This window comes from Ornithinicoccus hortensis, from assembly GCF_006716185.1.
Taxonomy (GTDB): domain Bacteria; phylum Actinomycetota; class Actinomycetes; order Actinomycetales; family Dermatophilaceae; genus Ornithinicoccus; species Ornithinicoccus hortensis.
In genome coordinates, this window is sequence record NZ_VFOP01000001.1 from 618,105 (window position 1) to 638,599 (window position 20,495).

The following is a 20,495-nucleotide window of genomic DNA, read 5'->3' on the forward strand; positions in this document are numbered from 1 at the left end:
GGTCATGCTTGGTCGTATGCAGTTCGCTCGGGTCATCGAGACATCGGCGGCGGTGGCCGCGACCTCCTCGCGCACGGCGAAGGTCGAGGCACTGGCGCAGACGCTCCGCGCGGCCGCTTCCGAGGGGGGTGTGATGGTCGAGTTGGTGGCCGCCTACCTCGCGGGACGGCTGCCGCAGCGTCGCGTGGGCGTGGGGTGGCGCAGCCTGCGCGCGTCGTTCGCCCCCGCGACGGACTCGACGTTGTCGGTGACCGAGGTGGACGCGGCGCTCACCGAGCTCGCCGGACTGGGTGGGGCCGGTTCGGTGGCCGGTCGGAGCGCGGCCCTGCGGGACCTGTTGGGCCGTGCCACCCGGGACGAACAGGCCTGGTTGCGGAGGCTGCTCACCGGCGAGCTGCGCCAGGGCGCGAGCGACGGGGTCCTGCAGAAGGCGGTCGCGGTGGCCGCTGACGTCCCCGAGCCGGTGGTGCGCCGCGCGGTGATGCTGGCCGGTTTCGTCGGTCCGGTGGCGGCCGTGGCCCTCGCCCACGTGGACGATCCGTCCGCCGCCGAGGAGGCGCTCGGGCAGATCCGGCTCGAGGTCGGCCGGCCGCTCCGCCCGATGCTGGCCTCCTCGGCGCCGGATGTCGCGACGGCCATGACCGGCGGGGCGGACGATCACCCGATGGCGCTGGAGAGCAAGCTCGACGGCATCCGCATCCAGGCGCACCTGGACCGGTCGGACGCGACGCAGCCGGTCCGGCTGTTCACCCGCACCCTGGAGGAGGTGACCGAGCGCCTCCCCGAGGTGGTCGAGGTGCTGCTGGAGCTACCGGCCGAGCGGGCCGTGCTCGACGGGGAGGTCATCGCGGTGCAGGACGACGGACGGCCCGCCCCGTTCCAGGTCACCGGTGCCCGCACTGCCAGCTCGGCGGACCCGGAGCGGCTCCGCCAGGACGTGCCGTTGACGACCTTCCTCTTCGACCTCTTGCACCGGGACGGACGCGACCTGGTCGACGCCCCGGCGCAGGAGCGTTGGGGCGAGCTCAGCGACCTCGCGCCCGCGCTCCTCGTGCCCAGGACGGTCACGGGCGACCCGGCGGTCGGCGAGGAGTTCTTCCGGGAGCGGGTCTCTGCCGGGCACGAGGGGGTGGTGGTGAAGGTCCTCGAGGCGCCCTACGGGGCAGGTCGGCGGGGCGCCGGCTGGGTGAAGGTGAAGCCGCGGCACACCCTGGACCTGGTGGTGCTCGGCGTCGAGTGGGGCAGCGGCCGACGCCGCGGGAAACTGTCCAACATCCACCTGGGGGCGCGTGACGAGGAGACCGGCGAGCTGGTGATGCTGGGCAAGACGTTCAAGGGGATGACCGACGCGATGCTGGAGTGGCAAACCGAGCGGTTCACGGCCCTCGAGACCTACCGGGAGGGACACGTCGTGTATGTCCGTCCCGAGCAGGTGGTCGAGATCGCCTTCGACGGGGTGCAGCGCTCGCGCAGGTATCCCGGCGGCGTGGCACTCCGGTTCGCGCGGGTGCTCCGCTATCGGGACGACAAGCCGGTGGGTGAGATCGACACGCTGCAGCGGGTCCGCGAGCTGGGCTAGAGAGCGTTCTTTCGATCAGTGGTTGCGCAGCGCGTCGATCAGTTCGTCCTTGGTCATGTCCGAGCGACCCTCGATGTCGAGTTCGGCCGCGCGGTCCCGCAGCTCCTCGACGGTGCGGTCCTCATAGTCCTCGGCTTCGCCGCCTCGCTGCCCGACCGCGGATCGGGAGGTGTTGGCCGCGGCGTTGGCGATCCGCGCCGACTTCTCCTTGGAGTTCCCCTCCTCGCGCAGCCGCTCGTAGAGCTCGTCGTCCTTCACGCTGGGGCCGGGGTCCTCCCGGCCAGTGCCGTTCTCGGGTGTCATCCCCCCAGCATGCGCCTGCCGGCGGAGCCCCGCATCCCGTGGGAGCGGGGTGGGCTCAGGAGCGGTCCGCCCCGTCCCACTCGCTCTGCTCCTGCCACTCGTTGTTCTCGTCCCACCCGTCTTCCTCGGCATGCCGGGGGGTGCGGGTGCCGCCGAAGGAGAGGACGGCGCCGAGCACCAGGAGGACCAGGCCCAGGACGATGCCCACCCAGGTCAGCGGGCCGTTGATGAAGCCGAGCAGCGCGCCCTTGGTGCCATAGGTGTCGGCGTTGGCCGACACGGTCTCGTCGGTGTAGCCGATGGTGCCGACGGTGATCGGCACGACCGGCAGCGAGTCGTCGGCGGCCTCGAACCGGACGTTCTGCTCCTCCAGGCCCTTGAGGATGACGCCGGTGTTCGGCTCGACCCACACGGTGCGCACGTTCTGGTAGACCCGGTCGGCATCGACCGGTTCGTCGGTGCCGAACAGGGAGCCCGGCAGGCCCTGGCTGGTGGAGACGGTCTCCGGCCCCATCGTCATCCGGAAGACGTAGGCGTTCGTCCCCTCGATCAGTTCCTCACCCTGGAAGACGGCCGGCACGCCGCGGCGCAGCGAGCCGTCCCAGTACTGGTAGTCCTGCTGCTGGGTGTCGAACGGGAACTTGAAGAAGACGCCCTCGTGCTCGACGGGCTCGTGGGTGGCGGGGTCCTCCGGGGCCTCGGCGTCCCCGACCGCGATGAAGTCGCCGCAGCAGTTGGTGGACTCGGCGGTGCGCCGGTCGAAGGAGACCCCCTCCTCGGAGTAGGTGAGCACCGGGCCGTCCTCGACGGCCGACTCCACGGTGGTCTGCCAGAACGCGTTGTCACCCTCGGCCAGGCCGGGGATCCCGACGACGTCGCGGGTGCTGACCAGCGTCACCCCGTGCAACTGCTCCACTCCGTCGGCGGAGACGCGCAGCGCATCCATGTTCTCCCCGCGGGAGATCGACTGACTCGTCTGGTCCAGCTCGACGGTGGCCAGCCGGTCGTAGATCACCGGTTTGGCGAGGATGCCGAGCAGCAGGGCGAACGCACCCAGCAGCAGCAACACGAATCCGAGGCCACGGCGCACGGTGAGCTCCTTTGCACGAGTTTGGCCGGAGCCTACCAGTCGGTAACAGCCTCGTCGTAGAGTCGACGCCGAGATGACCGCAGCCGCCTCCCCCCGCGACCTGACTGCCGACCCACCGGGGCCGGACGCTCCGCTGCGCCGACGGTTCGGCGGGCTGGACGGCATGCGTGCCGTCGGGGCCCTCATGGTGGTGCTCACCCACGTCTCGTGGCACACCGGGGCCAGCTTCCGCGAGCCGTTCGGTGGGCTGCTGGCCAGGTTCGACGCCGGGGTGGCGATCTTCTTCGTGATCTCCGGGTTCCTGCTCTACCGGCCGTATGTCGCGGCGCGGCTCACCGGGGACGAGCCGCCACGGGTAGGTCGTTACCTCTGGCACCGGGCGCTGCGCATCCTGCCGGTGCTGTGGATCTCGATCGCGGCCACCCGGTTGCTGTTCGACCACGGCACGGCTGCCTCGCAGTACCTGCGGCACGCCCTGCTGATCCACATCTACTGGCCGGAGAACTGGGTCCGCGGTCTCACCCAGATGTGGAGCCTGGCCGTCGAGGGTGCCTTCTACCTCGCGCTGCCGTTGCTCGCCTGGGCCCTGGTCCGGACGGCGCGGGGGCCGGAGGCCTACCTGCGGCGCAGCCTCCTGGTCCTCGGTGCCCTGGTGCTGCTGTCCCCGGTCTGGACCTTCGTGGCCCACGCCGTGGAGCACCCGACGGCCTCGCAGTGGCTGCCGGCATACCTCGGCTGGTTCGCCGCGGGGATGGCGATGGCGACCTGGCAGCAGGCACGGTGCCTGGACCTGCTGCCTGCGGGAGTGCTCGACCAGCTCGCCCGGCACCCCGGCACCCTCTGGCTCGCGGGGCTGGCCGTGCTGGCGATCGCCTCGACCCCGCTGGCCGGGCCCCGCGGGCTCGACGCCGTGTCACCGGCCGAGGCGACCTTCAAGTGCGCCGCCTACACCCTTGTGGGGGCGCTGCTGGTGTTTCCGTGCGTCGCCGCCCGGCGGGGCACGGAGGACCCGCGGGCGGTCCGGTGGCTGGGCAGCCGGGTGCCGGCCTGGCTCGGTGACGTCTCCTACGGCGTCTTCGCTTACCACCTGCTGGTGCTCGAGCTGGTGGGCCGCGCGATGGGGCTGGAGGACTTCGCCGGCGGGTTCTGGTGGCTGCTCCTGACCACGCTCGCGGTGAGCCTGGCCGTGGCCACCCTCAGCTACCGGTATGTCGAGCGCCCGCTCATCCGGTGGGGGCGGGAATACGCTGAGCGAAGGCGCCGTTCCTTCATCAACAGTTGAAACTTCAAGTGATTGGTGTGTCATGAACTCCACCCTCCGGGCCGACTCGCCCGCCACCGCCCAGACTCCCGACGTGCTCGACGCCGACACCTCGATGGGTGCGGTGACGCTCAAGGTCGCTGACCTGGACGCCATGGTCACCTACTACCGGGACGGCGTCGGTCTGACGCTCCTGGCGCTCGAGGGAGGCCGGGCGGTCCTGGGTCGCCCGGGCAACCCGTCCCTCGTCCTGGAGATCGCCCCCGAGCTCCGGTATGCCTCCGCCACCGCCGCGGGCCTGTTCCACACGGCCTTCCTCTTCGAGAACCGGTCGGACCTGGCCTCCTCGGTCTACTCCGTCGCGCGCCAGTACCCGAACACCTTCACCGGCAGCTCGGACCACCTGGTGAGCGAGGCCTTCTACTTCGACGACCCCGAGGGCAACGGCGTTGAGCTCTACTGGGACCGTCCTCGCGAGGAGTGGACCTGGACCAACGGGCGGGTCGCGATGGACACCATCTTCCTGGACCCGAACGCCTTCCTGACCCAGCACCTCACCGAGTCCGGGTCGGTGCGCGCGACCGACGGCCGGTCCGAAGTCGGCCACGTCCACCTCAAGGTCGGCGACATCGCCACCGCCCGACGCTTCTACGTCGACACGGTCGGCTTCGAGGTCACCACCGAGTTCGGCTCCCAGGCCCTCTTCGTCTCCGCCGGCGGCTACCACCACCACCTCGGCATGAACACCTGGCGCAGCCAGGGAGCCGGCGAGCGCACCCCGGCGCTCGGCCTGGGCGAGGTCTCTATCCAGCTGCCCACCGCCGACGGTCTCGGAGCGCTCCGGGAGCGGCTGCACTCCCGCGGCGTCCAGGTCGCCGACGACGGCCGGGAGCTCACCTTCGACGACCCGTGGCGCAACCTGGTGCGGGTCACCGGTCCGGAGGCCTGACCCGTGGGCGACTACGGGCACGACATCGTCCTGGGGTCCTTCCTGACCCCTGTGAACAACCCGGCCCAGCAGGCGGTCGACCTGGCCCAGCTCTCCGAGGAGGTCGGGCTGGACCTGGTCACCCTGCAGGACCACCCCTACCAGCCCGGGTTCCACGACACCTGGACGCTGCTGAGCTATGTGGCGGCGCGGACCGAACGGGTCAGCGTCTCGGCCAACGTGATCAACCTGCCGCTGCGCCCGCCGGCCGTGCTCGCGCGGGCCGCGGCCAGCCTCGACCTGCTCAGTGGCGGCAGGTTCGAGCTCGGCCTCGGCGCCGGGGCGTTCTGGGACGCCATCGAGGCGATGGGCGGACCCCGCCGGACGCCGGGAGAGAGCATCGAGGCGCTCACCGAGGCGATCCAGATCATCCGTGGCATCTGGGACACCCAGACCCGCGGCAAGCTCACCGTCGAGGGGAAGCACTACTCGGTCGACGGGCCGAAGCGCGGGCCGGCCCCGGCCCACGACATCGCGATCTGGCTCGGTGCCTACAAGCCCCGGATGCTGCGCCTCATCGGCCGGAGCGCCGACGGCTGGTTGCCCTCGCTGAGCTACGTGAAGTCCCTGGACGAGCTGGCGACGGCCAACGCCACCATCGACGAGGCGGCCCGGGCGGCCGGCCGGGAGCCGACTGCGATCCGGCGCCTGCTGAACATCAACGGCCAGTTCGGTCCGCGCAGCGACCAGCTGCTCTCCGGCCCGCCGGACCAGTGGGCCGAGCAGCTGGCGGCCCTCACCCGGGACTACGGGTTCAGCACCTACATCCTGGGCAGCGACGACCCGCGCACCCTCGAGGTGTTCGGCCGTGAGGTCGGCCCCGCGCTGCGCGAACTGGTCGCGGCGACCCGCGCCTGAGCGGACGGGGACGGGGAGCAGGATGGACTACGGCCAACCACTGCGGTTCGGGACCTCGATCACGCCCTCCGCGGCGGATCCGGCGGCGACGGTCGACCTGGCCGTGCTGGCCGAGGAGGTCGGGCTGGACCTGGTCACCGTGCAGGACCATCCCTACCAGCCGCGCTTCCTCGACGCCTGGACGTTGCTCAGCTGGATCGCCGGACGGACCGGTCGGATCCACCTGGCCGGCAACGTGCTGAACGCCCCGATGCGGCCACCGACGGTGCTCGCCAAGGCGGCGGCCAGCCTCGACCTGCTCAGCGACGGGCGGGTCGACCTCGCCCTCGGGGCGGGGCACTTCTGGGACGCGATGGAGGCGATGGGCGCGCCGCGGCTCACGCCCCGGGAGTCGGTCGACGCGCTGGTCGAGTCGATCGAGATCATCCGCGGCATGTGGGCGGTCGGGGAGTCCGGGCCGCTCCGCGTCAACGGGATGCACCGGGAGGGCCTGATGCACCGGATCACCGGCGCGCAGCGTGGCCCTGCACCGGCTCACGAGATCCCGGTCTGGCTGGGCGCCCTGGGCCCGCGGATGCTGCGGCTGGTCGGCACGACCGCGGACGGGTGGCTGCCCTCCCTGTCCCGGGTCGGCACCGAGGGGCTGCGGGGCGGGAACAGCCGGATCGACGACGCCGCCCGCAGCGCCGGGCGCGACCCGCGGGAGATCCGCAGGCTGCTCAACGTCGAGGTGCCCGAGGGTGGCCCGTCGGCCGGTCTCGCCGGTCCCTTCGCCGACCGGCTCGCCGAGCTGACCGTGAACCACGGCGTCTCCACCTTCCTGCTGGCCACCGACGACCACGGGGCCACGCGCTGGTTCGCCACCGAGGTGGTGCCGCGGGTGACCGAGACGGTGGCCGCGGCCCGTGCCGACCGCGGGACGCCGGTGCGCGACGTCCCCAGCTCCCGCAAGCTCGCGGCCCGCCGGGAGGGCATCGACTACGACGCTGTCCCCGCGGTGCTCGCGGAGTCGGCCGTCGAGCCCGGCGACCCGCGCTACGGCTCGGTGCGGTCGACATACCTGCGCGGTGGTCGGCCCGGGCTGGTGCTGCGCCCGCGCGACCCGGACGAGGTCGCCACGGCCCTCGCATATGCCAGGACCCAGCCGGTGCCGCTCGGCCTGCGCAGCGGTGGGCACGGCATCAGCGGGCGGTCGACCAACGACGGCGGGATCGTCATCGACCTCGCTGCGCTGCGCGACATCGAGGTGCTCGACGAACGGCAGCGTCTCGTGCGGGTCGGTGCGGGCGCCCGCTGGGGTGAGGTGGCCGCCGCGCTCCGGCCGCACGGATGGGCGCTGAGCTCGGGCGACTACGGCGGGGTCGGCGTGGGCGGCCTGGCCACCGCGGGCGGCATCGGCTTCCTGGTCAGGGAACACGGCCTGACCATCGACCACCTGCGGGCCGCGGAGCTGGTGCTGGCCGACGGGGCGCGGGTGCGGGTGGATGCCGAGCACGACCCGGACCTGTTCTGGGCGGTGCGTGGCGCCGGGTCGGCGATGGGGATCGTCACGGCGATGGAGTTCCAGGCGGACGAGGTCGGCGACGTGGGATTCGCCCAGCTGGTCTTCGACGCCAGCGACACCGCAGGCTTCCTGCAGCGGTGGGGCGCGGCCGTCGAGGCCGCGCCGCGCGACCTGACCAGCTTCCTCATCATGGGGCCGCCGCGGGCCGGTCAGCCGGTGATCGCCCAGCTGATGACGATGGTGAACTCCGACGATCCCGACACCGTGCTCGACCGGCTGCAACCGCTCGCCGGGATCGCTCCGCTGCTCGACCAGGCGGCCCAGATCGTGCCCTATCCGGCGGTCGTCAACGCCGGCCCGGCGCAGCACGCCGGCGTCGGCGACCCGGTCACCCGGTCGGGGCTGGTGCGGCACCTCACCCCGGAGTTCGCGGAGGCGGCCGCCACCCTGGTCCGCAGCGGGCAGACCTACTACTTCCAGATCCGGGCCGCGGGCGGGGCCGTCGCGGACGTGCCGCCGGAAGCGACGGCCTACGCGCACCGCGACGCGAACTTCAACGTCGTGGCGATGGGAGCCAGCAGGCGCCGGCTCGACGCCGCCTGGGCACCGGTGCAGGAGCACGTCGAGGGGATCTACCTGAGCTTCGAGAGCGACCTCGGCCCGGAGCGGGTGGGCGAGGTCTTCCCGCCCGCGACGCTGGAGCGGCTGCGGGCGATCAAGGCCCGGGTGGATCCGGAGAACGTGTTCCGGGACAACCTCGACCTCGGCCTCCCGCCAGCGCACTGACGACCGCGAGCAGGAGCAGCAGCTGGGGCAGCACGGCCATGACGCCGGTCTCCGTAGGCCGCGGACCCCAGACGGCGAGGAGCGCCAGGGCCAGGACCCCCGACGCCACGGTCAGTCCCCCGAGCGCCACCCCGGGCCGTATGCCGAGGCGCCGGAGCCCGCGCACGCCCACCAGCACGGTGGCCCCCGCGAGCAGGCCCCAGACCCCGGCGACGAGACAGCCCCAGGCCAGCAGGAGACCGGCCCCGACCACCGGGCCGACCCGGGCAGCCGGCGGGACCCGGACGGGATGCCCGGCCGGCACGGCCCACGAGAGGATGGCCAACAGCCCGAGCGCGACCAGCCCCAGCCGGAGCCCCAGGGTGTAGGCGCGGTCCGGGCCGAACTCGGCCCGCAACGTCGTGGCCGGCCCGGCCGGGACCAGGTAGGCCTGCTGCCACCCCTCGACGGTCACCGGGGTCAGCGGCGCGTCCGCTGCCTCCTCGAGGGTGGCCCGCCAGCCGGCGTTGGCGTTCTGCGGCACCACGACCAGGGACGGCTCTTCCCGGGCCGGGAGGTCCACCGAGAGCAGCTGCGGCTCGGGGCGGACGACGTCCAGCGGTGCCGACGACGTCGTAGGCAGTGGTGCGTCCGTGCGGTGCAGGGTCAGCGCCACCGGCCGCCAGCGGTCGTCGGCCGGGGCGACCACGGTGGTGGTGCCCGCGGCGAGGGTGGCAGCGGCGGCTGAGGGGCAAGCGACAAGGGCGAGGCGGTCCCGTTCCAGCACCTGTCGGACGGTGCCGTCGATGCGGGTCGGCAGGTCGGTGTCGCCGACGGTGACGGTCGGCCCGTCGCCACAGTCGGAGGCCACCGCAGCAGCCGGGTCCAGCACCGGCGGCTCCACCAGCCCACCGTCGTGCAGGAAGCGGATCTCCGAGACGCCGACCGGCAGCGCCCGGAAGGACCCTGCCACGGTCGGGTCGACCGAGTAGACGTCGTGCTTGGCGCCGAAGGCGATCTCGATCCGGCGTACCTCCTGCTCCTGCCACCCGACGACCCCGGCGTCGTCCAGCGACAGGCGGAGCGGCGCAGCGCCGTCCAGGCTCACCTCGAGGCGCTGCGGCCTGCTGGCGGCCAGGAAGTAGTCGTGCTCCAGGCGGAGACCGTCCAGCTCGGTCGCCTCCGGGAGGGTGATGGTCAGCGTCGGCTCGGCGTCCAGCCGGCCGGCGATCCAGCCGCTACCGACGTCCCCGTCCACCGCGGCTCCCGGCCGCCCGTAGGCCGCCCCCGTGTCCCTGCTGCTCGCGGTCGCCGTCACCGTGTCCCCGGTCCGGAGCAGCTGCTCCAGGGTGTCGCCTTCCACGGGGAGGACCTGGCCGGACACGGCATACGTCCCGCCCACGGGGAGGGTCAGTGACCGGCGGAGCCCGTGCACCTCCTCGGCCGGCTGGGACTGCAGGAGCGAGCAGAGCGGGCGTTGCCCCAGCACCAGGCAGGCCGACCTGCCCAGCTGCTGGGCGCGGAGGGCGACCACGTCCGGGGCCCCGTCGCCGGTGGCGGCCAGTTCGAGCGAGGGCAGCACCGGGCCGCCGGGCAGCTCGACCTCGGCGAGGGCGAACGCGTTGGCGGTGCCCGCGTCGCCCTCCTCGACCCCGATCCGGAGCCAGGTCGTCGGTCCGGCCGGGACGGCGAGCTCCTGCGGCCGGGCGCTCGCCGAGACCGGGGTGACCGCGCTGCCGGCGGCGGTCTCCACCCGGAGGGCGGCCGGCGCCCCGCGGAACTGCGGGTCACCCAGCCGCACCGCGAGCGGATCGCCCCCCAGCGCCTGCTCGACGGTCCAGTCGATACGCCACCACTGTCCGCCCGCCTCGGCATAGCGTCCGGAGACCCAGGAGGTGTCCCCGTCGCCGTCCACGGCCGCGGCCGGACCCTGCCCGACCGTATGCTGCACGGTCGCGTCGGCGTCGGAGGCCGAGGAGGAGGCGGTCACCCCGGCCACCGGTTCGGGCCAGACCAGCGACCGGCGGGCGTCTGGACCGGGCAGCAGATAGTCGCTGACCGGGCGGTCCGGGGTGCGGTCCCCATCCGCGAGCACCGGGGACAGGTTGTCCGCGGCCGCGCCGAAGTTGACCGCGCGGCGCCGGTAGCCGTCCGCGAGCACGGTCCCGCTGCCCGGGGGCAGCTCGAGGCCGGGGGCGTCCGCCGCGTCGCGGGCCAGCACGAACGCCCCCACGTCCGGGGCGACCTGCTCGGCCAGCAGGGCGGGGACGTCCTCGGGGCCGCCGTCCAGCGTGGCCGTGGCCGAGAGGGGGACGAGGCGGGCGTCGACGGGGTCGGGCACGGCATACACCGAGACGGACGGGGACGGCACGATGGTGCGCTCGCGCACGGTGTAGTCGGCGGACTCGCCCACCGGACCGACCGGCGGCCCGAACTGGGCGGTCCGCTCGAGGCCGGCCCGGGCGAGGGCCTGGTGGGTGGCCACCGGCGGGACGGTCTGGACGTCCTGGCGCAGGTCGTCGCGCACCACGACCCACCCGACGCCGGCCCGGCGCAGCGCCTCGGTCAGGCCCTCGTCACCGTCACCGGCGGCGAGCCTGCGCTGCACCTCGTCGAGCCAGCGGGTCGAGCCGACCCCACCGAGCGGCACCGCGTCGCGGACCGCGAACGGCCGGTCCAGCAGCGCCTGGAGGGGTTCGTCCTTGGTGGACCCCCACGCAAAGTCGGCGAACGGGGCGGCCGGGACCACCAGGACGCTGCCGGGCCCCGGTTGCGCGTCCAGCCAGTCCGCCACCTCGCGCCAGTGCCCGGCGACCGCCGGGTAGTCCTCCGGTCGCGGCAGCTGCGCGGTGATCGCGGGGGCCGCCACCGCCACGACCGTGCACCCGGCCAGGAAGGGGGTCAGCAGGGCGGGCCAGCCGGCGTCCCGCACCAGGGCGGCGGCCCGGGTCAGCGCGGCGGCGAGGAGCAGGGCCAGCGGCAGCCGGACGACCAGCTCGAACTTGTGCGTGTTGCGCAGCGCCGCCAGCGGCCCGTCCAAGAGAGCGCGGACCTGGTCGGCGAACAGTCCGTCCGGCACCCCGGCATACCCGACGGTGACCAGGAGCAGCCCGGTGCCGACGGACACCGCCAGGAACAGCCGGTGCGGGGTGGCGCGCGAGCACAGCGCCAGCAGCCCCGCCAGCGCCAGGGCCAGGCTGGCGCCGATGAGCAGGGGCGAGTCGACATACTGCCGGCCCGCCGGCCAGCTGGCACCGGCGTCGGTGACCAGCCAGGCCAGCCACGGGGTCGTGCCGCGCAGCGCCTCGCTCACCGCGGCCGTGCTCGTGGTGGTCGACGCTGACTCGATCCAGTCCAGGAACGGCGGGCTGGAGCCGCCCAGCACCAGCAGCGGCAGCAACCACCAGAGCATCGCGACGGTGACCGCGCCCAGCCACCCGGCCGCCGCGGCGAGGGTCTGCCGAGTCCACGGCCGGGTCAGGAACCACAGCGCGGGCAGCACCAGGACCGCGCCGCTGGCCACCGCGTTCACCCCGCCGACCAGGCCGACCGCGAGGGCGGACCGGGTGATCCGGGAGAACCAGGACCGGGGCCGGGGGTCGACCAGCGGCAGCAGCACCCACGGTGCCAGCGCCATCGGCCAGACCTCGACCGAGGTCACCGCGACCTCGCTGAGGATGCGCGGGCTGAGGGCGTAGGCGAAGGCCGCGGCGTACCGGGCCCAGGGCGTGCCCATCCGCAGCGCCCCGGCGAGCTTCCAGACGCCGACCAGGGCCACGGCGGCGAGCAACGTCCACCACAGGCGTTGCACCACCCAGGCCGGCAGGCCGATCCCGGTGAGCAGGGCGTGGAACGGGCCCATCGGGAGCAGGTAGCCGTAGGCCTGGTTCTGCAGCTGGCCGAAGGACGCCGACGGGTCCCACAGGTGCAGCGCGCGCTGCAGGAAGCCCGTCGGGTCGGCGGTCAGGTCCAGCTTGGTGTCGGGCACCACCAGCCCCGGCGCCTGCCTGAACATGAGCGCGGCGAGGAGCAACACCGCCAGCGCGACACGGGCCCGCCAGGTGACCCGCTCGTCGCCGGGTGCCGGCCGCTCCCCGGTCACCCCCGACCAACCCGCCGCAGCACGATGACGGCGTTCCACGAGACGAACTCGCGGACCCCGGGCACCCGGATCGTCCAGCGGGCCCACCGCGGGTGGTACCGGGGCTCGACAGCCACCACCTCCACGTCGCCCCGGGACTGCGCGACCCGGGCCCAGCGCACCATCCGGGACACCGGGCAGGCGAACAGGGAGGTGCCGAAGTCGTTCTTCGGCCGGTGGCCGTGGCGCCGCGCGTAGCGGTCGGCCGCCCGCGCGCCGCCGAGGTAGTGCCACATCCCCGTCTCGTGTCCGCCGTGCGGCGACAGCCACGGCGTCCAGGACAGGTATGCCGTGCCGCCGGGTCGGGTGACTCGCACCATCTCCTCGGCCATCCGCTCCGGGTCCGCCACGTGCTCCAGCACGTTGGAGGAGTAGGTCAGGTCGAAGCTGCCGTCCGCCAGCGGCAGGTGCAGGCCGGACGCGCGGAGCGTGCTCGCGGCCGCGTGGCCCCGGGCGGTCAGCTCGCCGACGTCGGGCTCGACCCCCAGGTAGCGGGCACCGGCCGCCGCGAACGCGTCGGAGAAGTAGCCAGGCCCGCCGCCGACGTCGAGCATCCGGGCCCCGTCCAGGTCGACGAAGCGCCGGCACTCGCGTACCGAGTCGGCCGCCAGGGTGCCGTAGAAACGGTCCGGATCGGACTGCTCGACCAGGAACGCGCGGAACAGGTGCAGCGAGCGGGAAAGGCTCCCGGGCGGCGGCAACTGTGGGGGGTACACGACAGGAGACGATAATCTGGCTACTCTGCAGTAACCAATGTGCCGCCCCGGGCGCGCACCCCGATGACGACGGAGTCTGACAACGATGCGGATCGCGCTGTGCAACTGGCGCGACCTGGCGCACCCCGACGGAGGTGGCGCCGAGGTCTACGCCCAGCAGGTGGCCGCGGGGCTGGTCGCCGCCGGGCACCACGTCACCTTCCTCTGTGCGGCGCACGACCGGGCGCCGGCGGAGCAGACGGTCGACGGGGTGCGGTACCTGCGGGCGGGGTCGCGGACCACCGTCTACCGCGAGGCCCGCAGGGCGATCCGCAGGCTGGAGGCGGCCGAGGGTGCCTTCGACGTGGTCGTCGACGTGCAGAACGGGTTGCCCTTCTTCGCCGGCAGCGCCACCGCCGCGCCGGTCGTCGTCCTGGTCCACCACGTGCACCGGGAGCAGTGGCCGGTCGTCTTCAACCGGGCCGTCGCCGCGCTGGGCTGGGCCGTGGAGTCCCGTGTCTCACCCCGGGTGAACCGCGGCCGGCAGTACGTCGCCGTCTCCCGCTCGACCAAGGACGAGCTCGTCGCGATGGGCGTCGAGCGCGACCACGTGGCGATCATCCACAACGGGACCCTGGCCCCGCGCCCGGTCGCCGAGATCCCGGCCTGCCCGCCCCACCTGTTGGTGCTGGGGCGCCTGGTCAAGCACAAGCGGGTGGAGCAGGCCGTGGACCTCACGCTGCGCCTGCAGGCGCGCCACCCCGGGTTGCGGCTCCGGGTCGTCGGGGACGGGTGGTGGCGCCCCGAGATCGAGCGGTATGTCGAGGAGCAGGGTGCGCAGGACTGCGTCGACATCCTGGGCTTCGTCGACGAGGAGACCAAGCACCGGGAGTTGGGCATGGCCTCGCTGCTGCTGGTCCCGAGCGTCAAGGAGGGCTGGGGCCTGTCGGTGGTGGAGGCGGCGAGCCACGGGGTGCCCGCGGTCGGCTACCGGGATGCCGGCGGCGTGGCCGAGTCGATCGAGCACGGTCGCACCGGCCTGCTGGTGGGCGACCTGAAGGAGATGGTGCGCCAGGTCGACCGGCTCCTCGGGGAGCCCGGCACGCTGGACCGGCTGGGGGCCAACGCCCGGGTGCACGCCGCCCGGTTCAGCTGGGCCGAGACGGTCCGGGCCTGGGAGGAACTGTTGCTGCGCGCGAGCTGGGGCGAACGTCCCACCGCGATGGGCGACCACCCGGCGCCGTCGGTCCCCGCCTCACCCCTCGACGACGTGCAGGACCTGGCCTGAGCCTTCAGTCGCCGTAGCCGAGGATCTCCTGGGCCGGCTGGATGTCGGCCGGACCCGTCTCCCGGGCGGCGCTGTCGTCCGGTGCGTAGCTGCTCACCACGGCGGCGGCAGCCGCCCCGGCGGCCCCGAGCCCGACGACCACGGCGAGGACCGCGGGAAGGGCACGACGCCCCGCCACGGCTGACGTGTTCTGGCTCATCTCGACCTCCATCGGACCACAGGTGGAGCAGACGTTACCGCAAAGTAGGGTCGCGGCTCTACCGGCTGGCACCCGCCCCGGGCCGCGGCTGGCCGGAGGCGCTGTCGAGCAGGTCGTCCAGGTCCCAGACCACCCAGTCCGGTCCGAGGTGTACGGGGTCCAGGGCGAGCAGCGTCTCGTCCGGACCGGGCACGGTCAGTTCCGGGATGACGCCCGGGGAGCCGCGCCAGGCCAGCACCCACCGCACCCCGAGGCCGCGCAGGACGGCGGTGTCGATCTGCTCCTGGGCCAGCTGCGAGGCGTAGGGCGGGTCCTCCCCGCCGACATGGAACGTCTGCCCGTCCCGCCGGACCTGCAGGTTCCGGGCGTGCAGGGTCTCGGTCTCCAGCGCCCGCGGGAGCGGGTCGAGGAAGGTCGTCGGCCCGGCCCAGGCCGTGGTCCGGAACGGTTGCCAGGGCAGGAGCAGCGAGCGTTCGCCCGGTTCTGCGTCCTGGTTGACGAGGTCGACGACCGTGTCCCACTCCGCGGGGAGGGCGACCGGGGCGGCCTCCCGGGCCATCCGGCCGGGCAGGTCCGGCACGGTCAGCACCGCGGTGGCCACCGTGAGCACGGCGGCGCCTGCCGCCACCGACCGCTTGGGGGAGGTGTTCCGGACCAGCCGGCTCACCCCCGCCGCGACCAGCACCGCGACCGCCAGGGCGGGCCAGGCCAGCAGCCGGTGGGTGTCCCGCAGCAGCGCCACGCCGGGGACCGACTGCAGCATCCGCCAGAGCGGCAGCAGGGGACCGGCCAACGCCAGGACGGTCCCCACCCCGACCAGGTAGGCGGTGCCCGCCAGGGCGATGCCGCGGTGCCGGCCGCGGCCGAACCACCAGGTGAGCAGCGCGGCGAGCACGAGCAGGACCTCCACCAGGACCACCCAGGTGCCGCTCCGGGACTCCAGCCAGGCGCCGGGGGCCCAGACGCCCCCGAGGGTCAGGACCGCACCGACGGTGCCGCCGATGCCGTCGGAGCGCACGGCGAAGGCGTCGGCCCCCGCGCCGACGGCACCCGCCCCCGGATCGCGGAGCCCGGCGAGGATCCAGGGGGTGGACAGGGCCAGGACCGGCAGCGGGAGCAGCAACCGCTCCCGCCAGCCGCGGGCGGCCAGGAGTGCCGTGCCGCCGGCCATCAGCGACCCGACCGGGGTCAGCGCGGCCGGCACCGCGGCCGCCAGCACGAGCATCAGCCGGCGCCGCAGCGGCCCACCGGCCCGGGCGGCGAGCACGACCCAGGGGATGACGGCATACCCGAGCAACGTGGGTGCCTGCCCGAGCAGCAGCCGCTCGGCGACATACGGGTTCAGCACCGCCAGGGCCGCGGCGGTCGACGAGGCCACCGCCCCGTGGCGACGCACCAGGACGGCGGCCCCGCACCCGGCGAGCAGGAGCGGGGCGACCATCAGGCCGCGGGCGACCAGACCGGAGGGCAGCACGGTCGACAGCGCGGCCACGACCGCGTCGAACGGCACGGACCGGGGTGCCCCGGCCCCGCGACCCCAGACGGCGTCGTTCCAGACGGGGTCGGGCACGGTCACGAAGTCCCGGTGCAGGAAGACGCCGTCCCACGGACCGGTCAGCACCGCCCCTCCGACGACCAGCAGGGTGGCGGCGAGGGCGACGGCGCAGCCGGTCCAGATGGGCCTCCTGGGTGTCGTCATGCCTCGGTTCTACCTCACCGGGCAGGGCAGACTGGCACGCATGGACTTCTGGTGGTGGTTCCTGTGGGTGGGTCTGGCCCTCGTGGTCGTCGGCGTGGGGGCGATGGTGGCGGGGCGGCTGCGCACCTCCTCGGTGCCCGACCGGACGGGGTGGGTCGAGGTGCCGGGGACGATCGTGCGCTGGGTGCACAGCGACCGCCAGCCACCCGGCGGGGACGCGACCGAGCACCGCAGCCCGATGTTCCCGGTGGTCCGCTACCCGCTGCCGGACGGGACCGAGGCGGAGTTCACCAATCCGACCCACCTGGACACCGGGATCTACCGCACCGGCCGGCAGGTCAGGGTGGTCGTCGATCCCGCCGACCCGTCGCGTGCCGAGCTGGTCACCACCAACCGGGACCGCCGGATGATCGGGTGCGCCTACGGCGGGATCGGTGTCGTCTTCGTCCTGCTGGGGTTGGTCGGCATGGTCGTGTTCGTGATGTGGCTGGTGGCTACTACCTGATGTCGTAAACTGGGTCCACGATCCGGAGGAGGCCACCATGGACGATCGCAGCACCGGGCGCGAGCTCCCCGAGGCCGAGTGTTGGGTGCGGCTGCGCGGCGAGGAATTCGGTCGGCTGGGTTACCACCTGGTCGACGAGGTACACATCGTGCCGTTGAACTACGTGGTGGACGGCGAGCGGATCGTCCTCCGGACCACGCCGGGGAGCAAGCTGCTGGGCGTGGAGATGAGCTCGGACGTCGCGTTCGAGATCGACGGCCAGGCCGGGGACCGGGTCTGGAGCGTGCTGGCCCGGGGGCAGGCGCACCGACTCGAGGGTGCGGACGCCCGGGCGGCCGACGAGCTGCCGCTGCCGGCCTGGATCGAGACCGAGCGCTACGTCAACATCGCGATCCAGGTCACCGAGCTCACCGGGCGGGAGTTCCTGCGGCGCGGCTGATCGTCGGCCGGTCAGACGTCGTCGGGGGTGACCGGGAGGGCGCGCTTGTGCGCGGTCCGGCGGTGCCAGGACTCGATCGTCTCGCGGGCCTCGTCGGAGACCTGCTTGCCCTCCAGGTAGTCGTCGATGTCGTCGTAGCTCACGCCGAGCGCCACCTCGTCGGGCACGAGCGGACGGTTGTCCTCCAGGTCCGCGGTCGGCACCTTCTGGGTGAGTTCGTCCGGTGCGCCCAGGTGGGCACCGACGGCGCGGACCCGGCGCTTGTTCAGACCGGCGAGCGGGGTGAGGTCGCAGGCGCCGTCACCGAACTTGGTGTAGAACCCGACGACGGCCTCGGCGGCGTGGTCGGTGCCGATCACCAGCATGCCGCGGGCCCCGGCGACGAGGTACTGCGCGACCATCCGCTCCCGGGCCTTGACGTTGCCCTTGACGAAGTCGGCGTGCTCGATGCCGGTGAAGTCGACGCCGGCACCGTCCACCTCGGCGAACATCGCGTCGGTGCTCTCCTTGATGTTGATGGTTAGCACCTCGTCCGCGGCGACGAAGTCGAGCGCGCGCCGGGCGTCCGCCTCGTCCTGCTGCTCCCCGTAGGGCAACCGGACGGCCACGAACGCGGCGTTCCCGCCCTCGTCACGCACCCGCTCCACGGCAAGCTGGCAGAGCCGGCCGGCGGTGGTGGAGTCGACCCCGCCGCTGATCCCCAGGACGTAGCCCGTGGCGCCGGTTGTCCGCAGGTAGTCGGCCAGGAACGCGACCCGGCGCTCGGTCTCCTGCGCCGCGTCGAAGTCCGGCCGGACCCCGAGCTCGGCGATGATCTGCTGCTGGGTGCTACCCGATGCTGGTGTGCTCACCCTGCCGACGCTACCCGGCCCCCGGGGCGTGGCACCACGATGACCGGCACGGGGGAGTGCCGGGCGATCTTGGAGGCGGTCCCGCCGAGGAAGACCCGGGCGGTGCGGGCGGTGCGGCTGGAGCCCACCACGAGCACGTCGCCGCGCCCCCACGGCACGACCTCCAGCGCCCGGGCCCATGTCTCGCCGCGGCCCAGGACCGGCTCCTCCTGCACCGGGGGGCCGGCCAGCCTCGAGACCCGGTCCCGGAGCACCCGGGCCGCCTCCTGCAGGTCCTCGGCCCACGTGTCGATCACGTCGTCCTCCACCCGCAGCCCGACGCCGCTGGTGATCGGGGCGGAGGGCCGCACCGCGAAGGTCACCAGGCGCACCGAGGCCCCGACGTCGTGCGCCACCTCTGCCGCGGTGGTGATCAACGCGCTCTCGTCCGGCCCCACGGCATACGCGATGCTCACCCGGGTGATCCGCTTGTCCGCGGCGGCGGTGAATCCCCGGGGGGCGACCGCGACGGGGACGGGGGAGCTGTGCAGCAGGCGCTCGGTGACGCTGCCCAGGCCGACCCGGCCGAGCAGGCCCATGGTCGATGAACCCAGCACGAGCATCGGGGCGTCGAACTCGCGCACGGCGGCGACCAGTCCCTCGGAGACCGAGGCGGACTCGCGGACCACCGTGCGACAGGACACGTCCTCGGGCAGGTCCCCGCTCAGGGCGGCGAGGGACTCCCGGGCCCGGTCGGTGAGGTAGCTGCGGTAGTCGCGGTCCACCTGGGAGGCCCGGCCACGCCAGGGTGCGGGGACCACGGCCACCACGACCAGGTCCGTCCCGGCGGAGCGGGCCAGGGTGGCCGCCAGGTGGATGCTGTCCCGGGTCTGGTGGGTGGGGGACGAGCCGACGACGATGGTCATGGGGTGCTCCTCCGGGCCCCCAAGGTGGAGTGCTGGCGACCGTAGACGAAGTAGAAGACCAGCACCACGGCCGTCCAGACCAGGAAGACCAGGATGGTGACGGCACGCAGGTCCTTGATGATCCACAGGCAGCCCAGCACGGACAGGATGGGAGTCACCGGATAGAACGGGACGGAGAAACCACGGGTGAGGTCGGGCTCCCGGCGGCGCAGCACGATGACCCCGACCGAGACCACGAGGAAGGCCACCAGGGTGCCGATGCTGGTCATCTCGGCGAGGAACTCCAGCGGGACGACGCCGGCGAGCAGGGCGATCAGGATGCCGACGATGAGCGTGTTCGGGATCGGCGTCAGGGTGCGGCGGTTCACCCGGTGGAAGATCGGCGGGACCATCCCGTCCCGCGACATGGTGAACAGGATCCGGGTCTGGCCGTAGAGCACCACGAGGGTGACGCTGAAGATCGAGATGACGGCGCCGGCCGCCAGCAGGGTGGCCGGCCAGGTGGCCCCGGTGACGTGCTCCAGGATCGCCGCCAGCCCGGCCTGCTGCCCCTCGAAGTCGGTCCAGTCCTGGGCCGCGACGGCGACGATGGCGGTGAGGAAGTAGACGCCGGTCACCACGACGAGGGCGCCCAGCAGCGCCAGCGGCAGGTTCCGCTGCGGGTCCTTGGCCTCCTCGCCCGCGGTCGCGACCGCGTCCAGTCCGATGAAGGAGAAGAAGATGATGCCTGCGGCGGCGGTGACCCCCGCGGCGCCGAACGGCGCGAAGTCGGCGAAGTTGTCGGCATTCCAGCCCTGGACGCCGAGGACCGCGAAGAGCAGCAGCACGCCCAGCTTGATGAACACCATGACCGTGTTGACCGTCGTCGACTCGCTCACCCCGCGGATCAGCAGCAGCATGCACAGCAGGACGAGCACCACCGCCGGGAGGTTGATGATGCCGCCCAGCTCGGGGGCCAGCGAGAGCGAGTCCGGCAGCCGGAAGCCGAACAGGTTGCCGGTCAGCTCGTTGAGGTACTCCGACCAGCCGACGGCCACGGCCGCCGTCGAGACGCCGTACTCCAGCATCAGGCACCCGGCCACGGCCATCGCCGGCAGCTCCCCGAGCGTGGCGTAGGCGTAGGAGTAGGAGGACCCGGAGACGGGGACCGAGCTCGCCAGCTCCGCGTAGCAGATCGCGGTCAGCCCGGCCACCACCCCCGCGACCACGAAGGAGAGGATCACGGCCGGCCCGGCGACCGGCACCGCCTGGTTGAGCACGAAGAAGATGCCTGTGCCGACGGTCCCCCCGATGCCCAGCATCATCAGCGGGAGGAGACCCAGGGTGCGGGGCAGCCGGTCCTCGGCGGTGTCGGCCTCGGCGGTGTAGGAGGTGACCGGCTTGCGGCGCCAGAGTTGTTCCGCCAGACCTGCCATGGGCGGTGCC

The 20,495-nt window shown here is 73.4% G+C and carries 17 protein-coding genes; 8 read left to right on the forward strand and 9 right to left on the reverse strand.

Annotated elements, in window-relative coordinates; genetic code table 11:
* The first annotated feature begins 16 nt into the window (after positions 1-16).
* The gene (locus tag FB467_RS02805) at positions 17-1,579 is read left to right on the forward strand and encodes an ATP-dependent DNA ligase (protein ID WP_141783746.1); all 1,563 of its coding nucleotides are present in this window, start codon (positions 17-19) and stop codon (positions 1,577-1,579) included.
* A 15-nt stretch (positions 1,580-1,594) separates the two neighbouring features.
* Here FB467_RS02805 and FB467_RS02810 read toward each other — a convergent pair whose 3' ends face one another.
* Positions 1,595-1,882 carry a DUF7218 family protein gene (locus FB467_RS02810; RefSeq protein ID WP_141783747.1) on the reverse strand — a complete coding sequence of 96 codons (288 nt, stop codon included), beginning with the start codon at positions 1,880-1,882 and terminating at the stop codon, positions 1,595-1,597.
* A gap of 55 nt (positions 1,883-1,937) precedes the next feature.
* A complete protein-coding gene (pgfA, locus tag FB467_RS02815) occupies positions 1,938-2,972 on the reverse strand; it encodes a cell envelope lipid trafficking protein PgfA (RefSeq protein ID WP_170230537.1) in 1,035 nt (344 codons plus the stop codon).
* A 73-nt stretch (positions 2,973-3,045) separates the two neighbouring features.
* On the opposite strand from pgfA, the gene FB467_RS02820 reads away from it, so the two are divergent.
* From FB467_RS02820 to FB467_RS02835, 4 genes are read left to right on the forward strand one after another with little or no spacing between them, the layout of a single operon-like run.
* A complete protein-coding gene (locus tag FB467_RS02820; RefSeq protein ID WP_141783749.1) occupies positions 3,046-4,254 on the forward strand; it encodes an acyltransferase family protein in 1,209 nt (402 codons plus the stop codon).
* A gap of 22 nt (positions 4,255-4,276) precedes the next feature.
* Positions 4,277-5,182: a VOC family protein gene (locus FB467_RS02825; protein ID WP_228393280.1), complete on the forward strand. Its 906-nt coding sequence runs from the start codon at positions 4,277-4,279 to the stop codon at positions 5,180-5,182.
* Between the two features lie 3 nt (positions 5,183-5,185).
* Positions 5,186-6,079, forward strand: a complete 894-nt coding sequence (locus FB467_RS02830; RefSeq protein ID WP_141783750.1) for an LLM class flavin-dependent oxidoreductase — start codon at positions 5,186-5,188, stop codon at positions 6,077-6,079.
* Positions 6,080-6,101: 22 nt separating this feature from the next.
* Entirely contained in the window at positions 6,102-8,369 is a 2,268-nt protein-coding gene (locus FB467_RS02835; RefSeq protein ID WP_141783751.1) for an LLM class flavin-dependent oxidoreductase, read from the forward strand.
* Here FB467_RS02835 and FB467_RS02840 read toward each other — a convergent pair.
* Both FB467_RS02840 and FB467_RS02845 read right to left on the reverse strand, forming a co-directional pair.
* Positions 8,299-12,450 (reverse strand): alpha-(1->3)-arabinofuranosyltransferase domain-containing protein, encoded by a 4,152-nt coding sequence (locus FB467_RS02840; protein WP_141783752.1) that lies wholly within the window; start codon positions 12,448-12,450, stop codon positions 8,299-8,301. The genes FB467_RS02835 and FB467_RS02840 overlap by 71 nt on opposite strands.
* Positions 12,447-13,205: a class I SAM-dependent methyltransferase gene (locus tag FB467_RS02845; RefSeq protein WP_211350538.1), complete on the reverse strand. Its 759-nt coding sequence runs from the start codon at positions 13,203-13,205 to the stop codon at positions 12,447-12,449. Before FB467_RS02845 ends, FB467_RS02840 begins: the two co-directional genes overlap by 4 nt.
* 85 nt (positions 13,206-13,290) lie before the next feature.
* Between FB467_RS02845 and FB467_RS02850 the strand changes: the two genes are divergently transcribed.
* Complete coding sequence (locus FB467_RS02850; protein WP_141783753.1) at positions 13,291-14,472, forward strand: glycosyltransferase family 4 protein; 1,182 nt, start codon at positions 13,291-13,293, stop codon at positions 14,470-14,472.
* 4 nt (positions 14,473-14,476) lie between these two features.
* On the opposite strand, the gene FB467_RS02855 is transcribed toward FB467_RS02850, so the two are convergent.
* Both FB467_RS02855 and FB467_RS02860 read right to left on the reverse strand, forming a co-directional pair.
* Positions 14,477-14,671: a hypothetical protein gene (locus FB467_RS02855; RefSeq protein WP_141783754.1), complete on the reverse strand. Its 195-nt coding sequence runs from the start codon at positions 14,669-14,671 to the stop codon at positions 14,477-14,479.
* Positions 14,672-14,729: 58 nt separating this feature from the next.
* Positions 14,730-16,370, reverse strand: a complete 1,641-nt coding sequence (locus FB467_RS02860; protein ID WP_141783755.1) for an MmpA family trehalose lipid delivery protein — start codon at positions 16,368-16,370, stop codon at positions 14,730-14,732.
* Between the two features lie 40 nt (positions 16,371-16,410).
* Here FB467_RS02860 and FB467_RS02865 point away from each other — a divergent pair, with 40 nt between their 5' ends.
* Both FB467_RS02865 and FB467_RS02870 read left to right on the forward strand, forming a co-directional pair.
* Positions 16,411-16,875 carry a DUF3592 domain-containing protein gene (locus tag FB467_RS02865; protein WP_170230539.1) on the forward strand — a complete coding sequence of 155 codons (465 nt, stop codon included), beginning with the start codon at positions 16,411-16,413 and terminating at the stop codon, positions 16,873-16,875.
* A 37-nt stretch (positions 16,876-16,912) separates the two neighbouring features.
* Entirely contained in the window at positions 16,913-17,314 is a 402-nt protein-coding gene (locus FB467_RS02870) for a pyridoxamine 5'-phosphate oxidase family protein (RefSeq protein WP_141783757.1), read from the forward strand.
* A gap of 11 nt (positions 17,315-17,325) precedes the next feature.
* Here the strand turns inward: FB467_RS02870 and nadE are convergent, their stop codons facing one another.
* The 3 genes from nadE to FB467_RS02885 are packed head-to-tail and all read right to left on the reverse strand — an operon-like array spanning position 17,326 to position 20,485.
* Positions 17,326-18,165, reverse strand: coding sequence for an ammonia-dependent NAD(+) synthetase (gene nadE / locus FB467_RS02875; RefSeq protein WP_141783758.1), 840 nt, complete (start codon positions 18,163-18,165; stop codon positions 17,326-17,328).
* A complete protein-coding gene (locus FB467_RS02880) occupies positions 18,162-19,070 on the reverse strand; it encodes a universal stress protein (protein WP_141783759.1) in 909 nt (302 codons plus the stop codon). Before FB467_RS02880 ends, nadE begins: the two co-directional genes overlap by 4 nt.
* On the reverse strand, positions 19,067-20,485 hold the full coding sequence (locus FB467_RS02885) for an amino acid permease (RefSeq protein WP_141783760.1): 1,419 nt from the start codon (positions 20,483-20,485) through the stop codon (positions 19,067-19,069). The genes FB467_RS02880 and FB467_RS02885 overlap by 4 nt, the downstream gene beginning before the upstream one ends.
* Between the last annotated feature and the right edge of the window lie 10 nt (positions 20,486-20,495).

Bases quoted from the DNA above. Each gene is read 5' to 3' on its own strand.
- FB467_RS02805 (WP_141783746.1), top strand. From the start codon at position 17: ATGCAGTTCGCTCGGGTCATCGAGACATCGGCGGCGGTGGCCGCGACC.
- FB467_RS02810 (WP_141783747.1), bottom strand. From the start codon at position 1,882: ATGACACCCGAGAACGGCACTGGCCGGGAGGACCCCGGCCCCAGCGTG.
- FB467_RS02820 (WP_141783749.1), top strand. From the start codon at position 3,046: ATGACCGCAGCCGCCTCCCCCCGCGACCTGACTGCCGACCCACCGGGG.
- FB467_RS02825 (WP_228393280.1), top strand. From the start codon at position 4,277: ATGAACTCCACCCTCCGGGCCGACTCGCCCGCCACCGCCCAGACTCCC.
- FB467_RS02835 (WP_141783751.1), top strand. From the start codon at position 6,102: ATGGACTACGGCCAACCACTGCGGTTCGGGACCTCGATCACGCCCTCC.
- FB467_RS02850 (WP_141783753.1), top strand. From the start codon at position 13,291: ATGCGGATCGCGCTGTGCAACTGGCGCGACCTGGCGCACCCCGACGGA.
- FB467_RS02855 (WP_141783754.1), bottom strand. From the start codon at position 14,671: ATGAGCCAGAACACGTCAGCCGTGGCGGGGCGTCGTGCCCTTCCCGCG.
- FB467_RS02860 (WP_141783755.1), bottom strand. From the start codon at position 16,370: ATGACGACACCCAGGAGGCCCATCTGGACCGGCTGCGCCGTCGCCCTC.
- FB467_RS02865 (WP_170230539.1), top strand. From the start codon at position 16,411: ATGGACTTCTGGTGGTGGTTCCTGTGGGTGGGTCTGGCCCTCGTGGTC.
- FB467_RS02870 (WP_141783757.1), top strand. From the start codon at position 16,913: ATGGACGATCGCAGCACCGGGCGCGAGCTCCCCGAGGCCGAGTGTTGG.
- FB467_RS02880 (WP_141783759.1), bottom strand. From the start codon at position 19,070: ATGACCATCGTCGTCGGCTCGTCCCCCACCCACCAGACCCGGGACAGC.
- FB467_RS02885 (WP_141783760.1), bottom strand. From the start codon at position 20,485: ATGGCAGGTCTGGCGGAACAACTCTGGCGCCGCAAGCCGGTCACCTCC.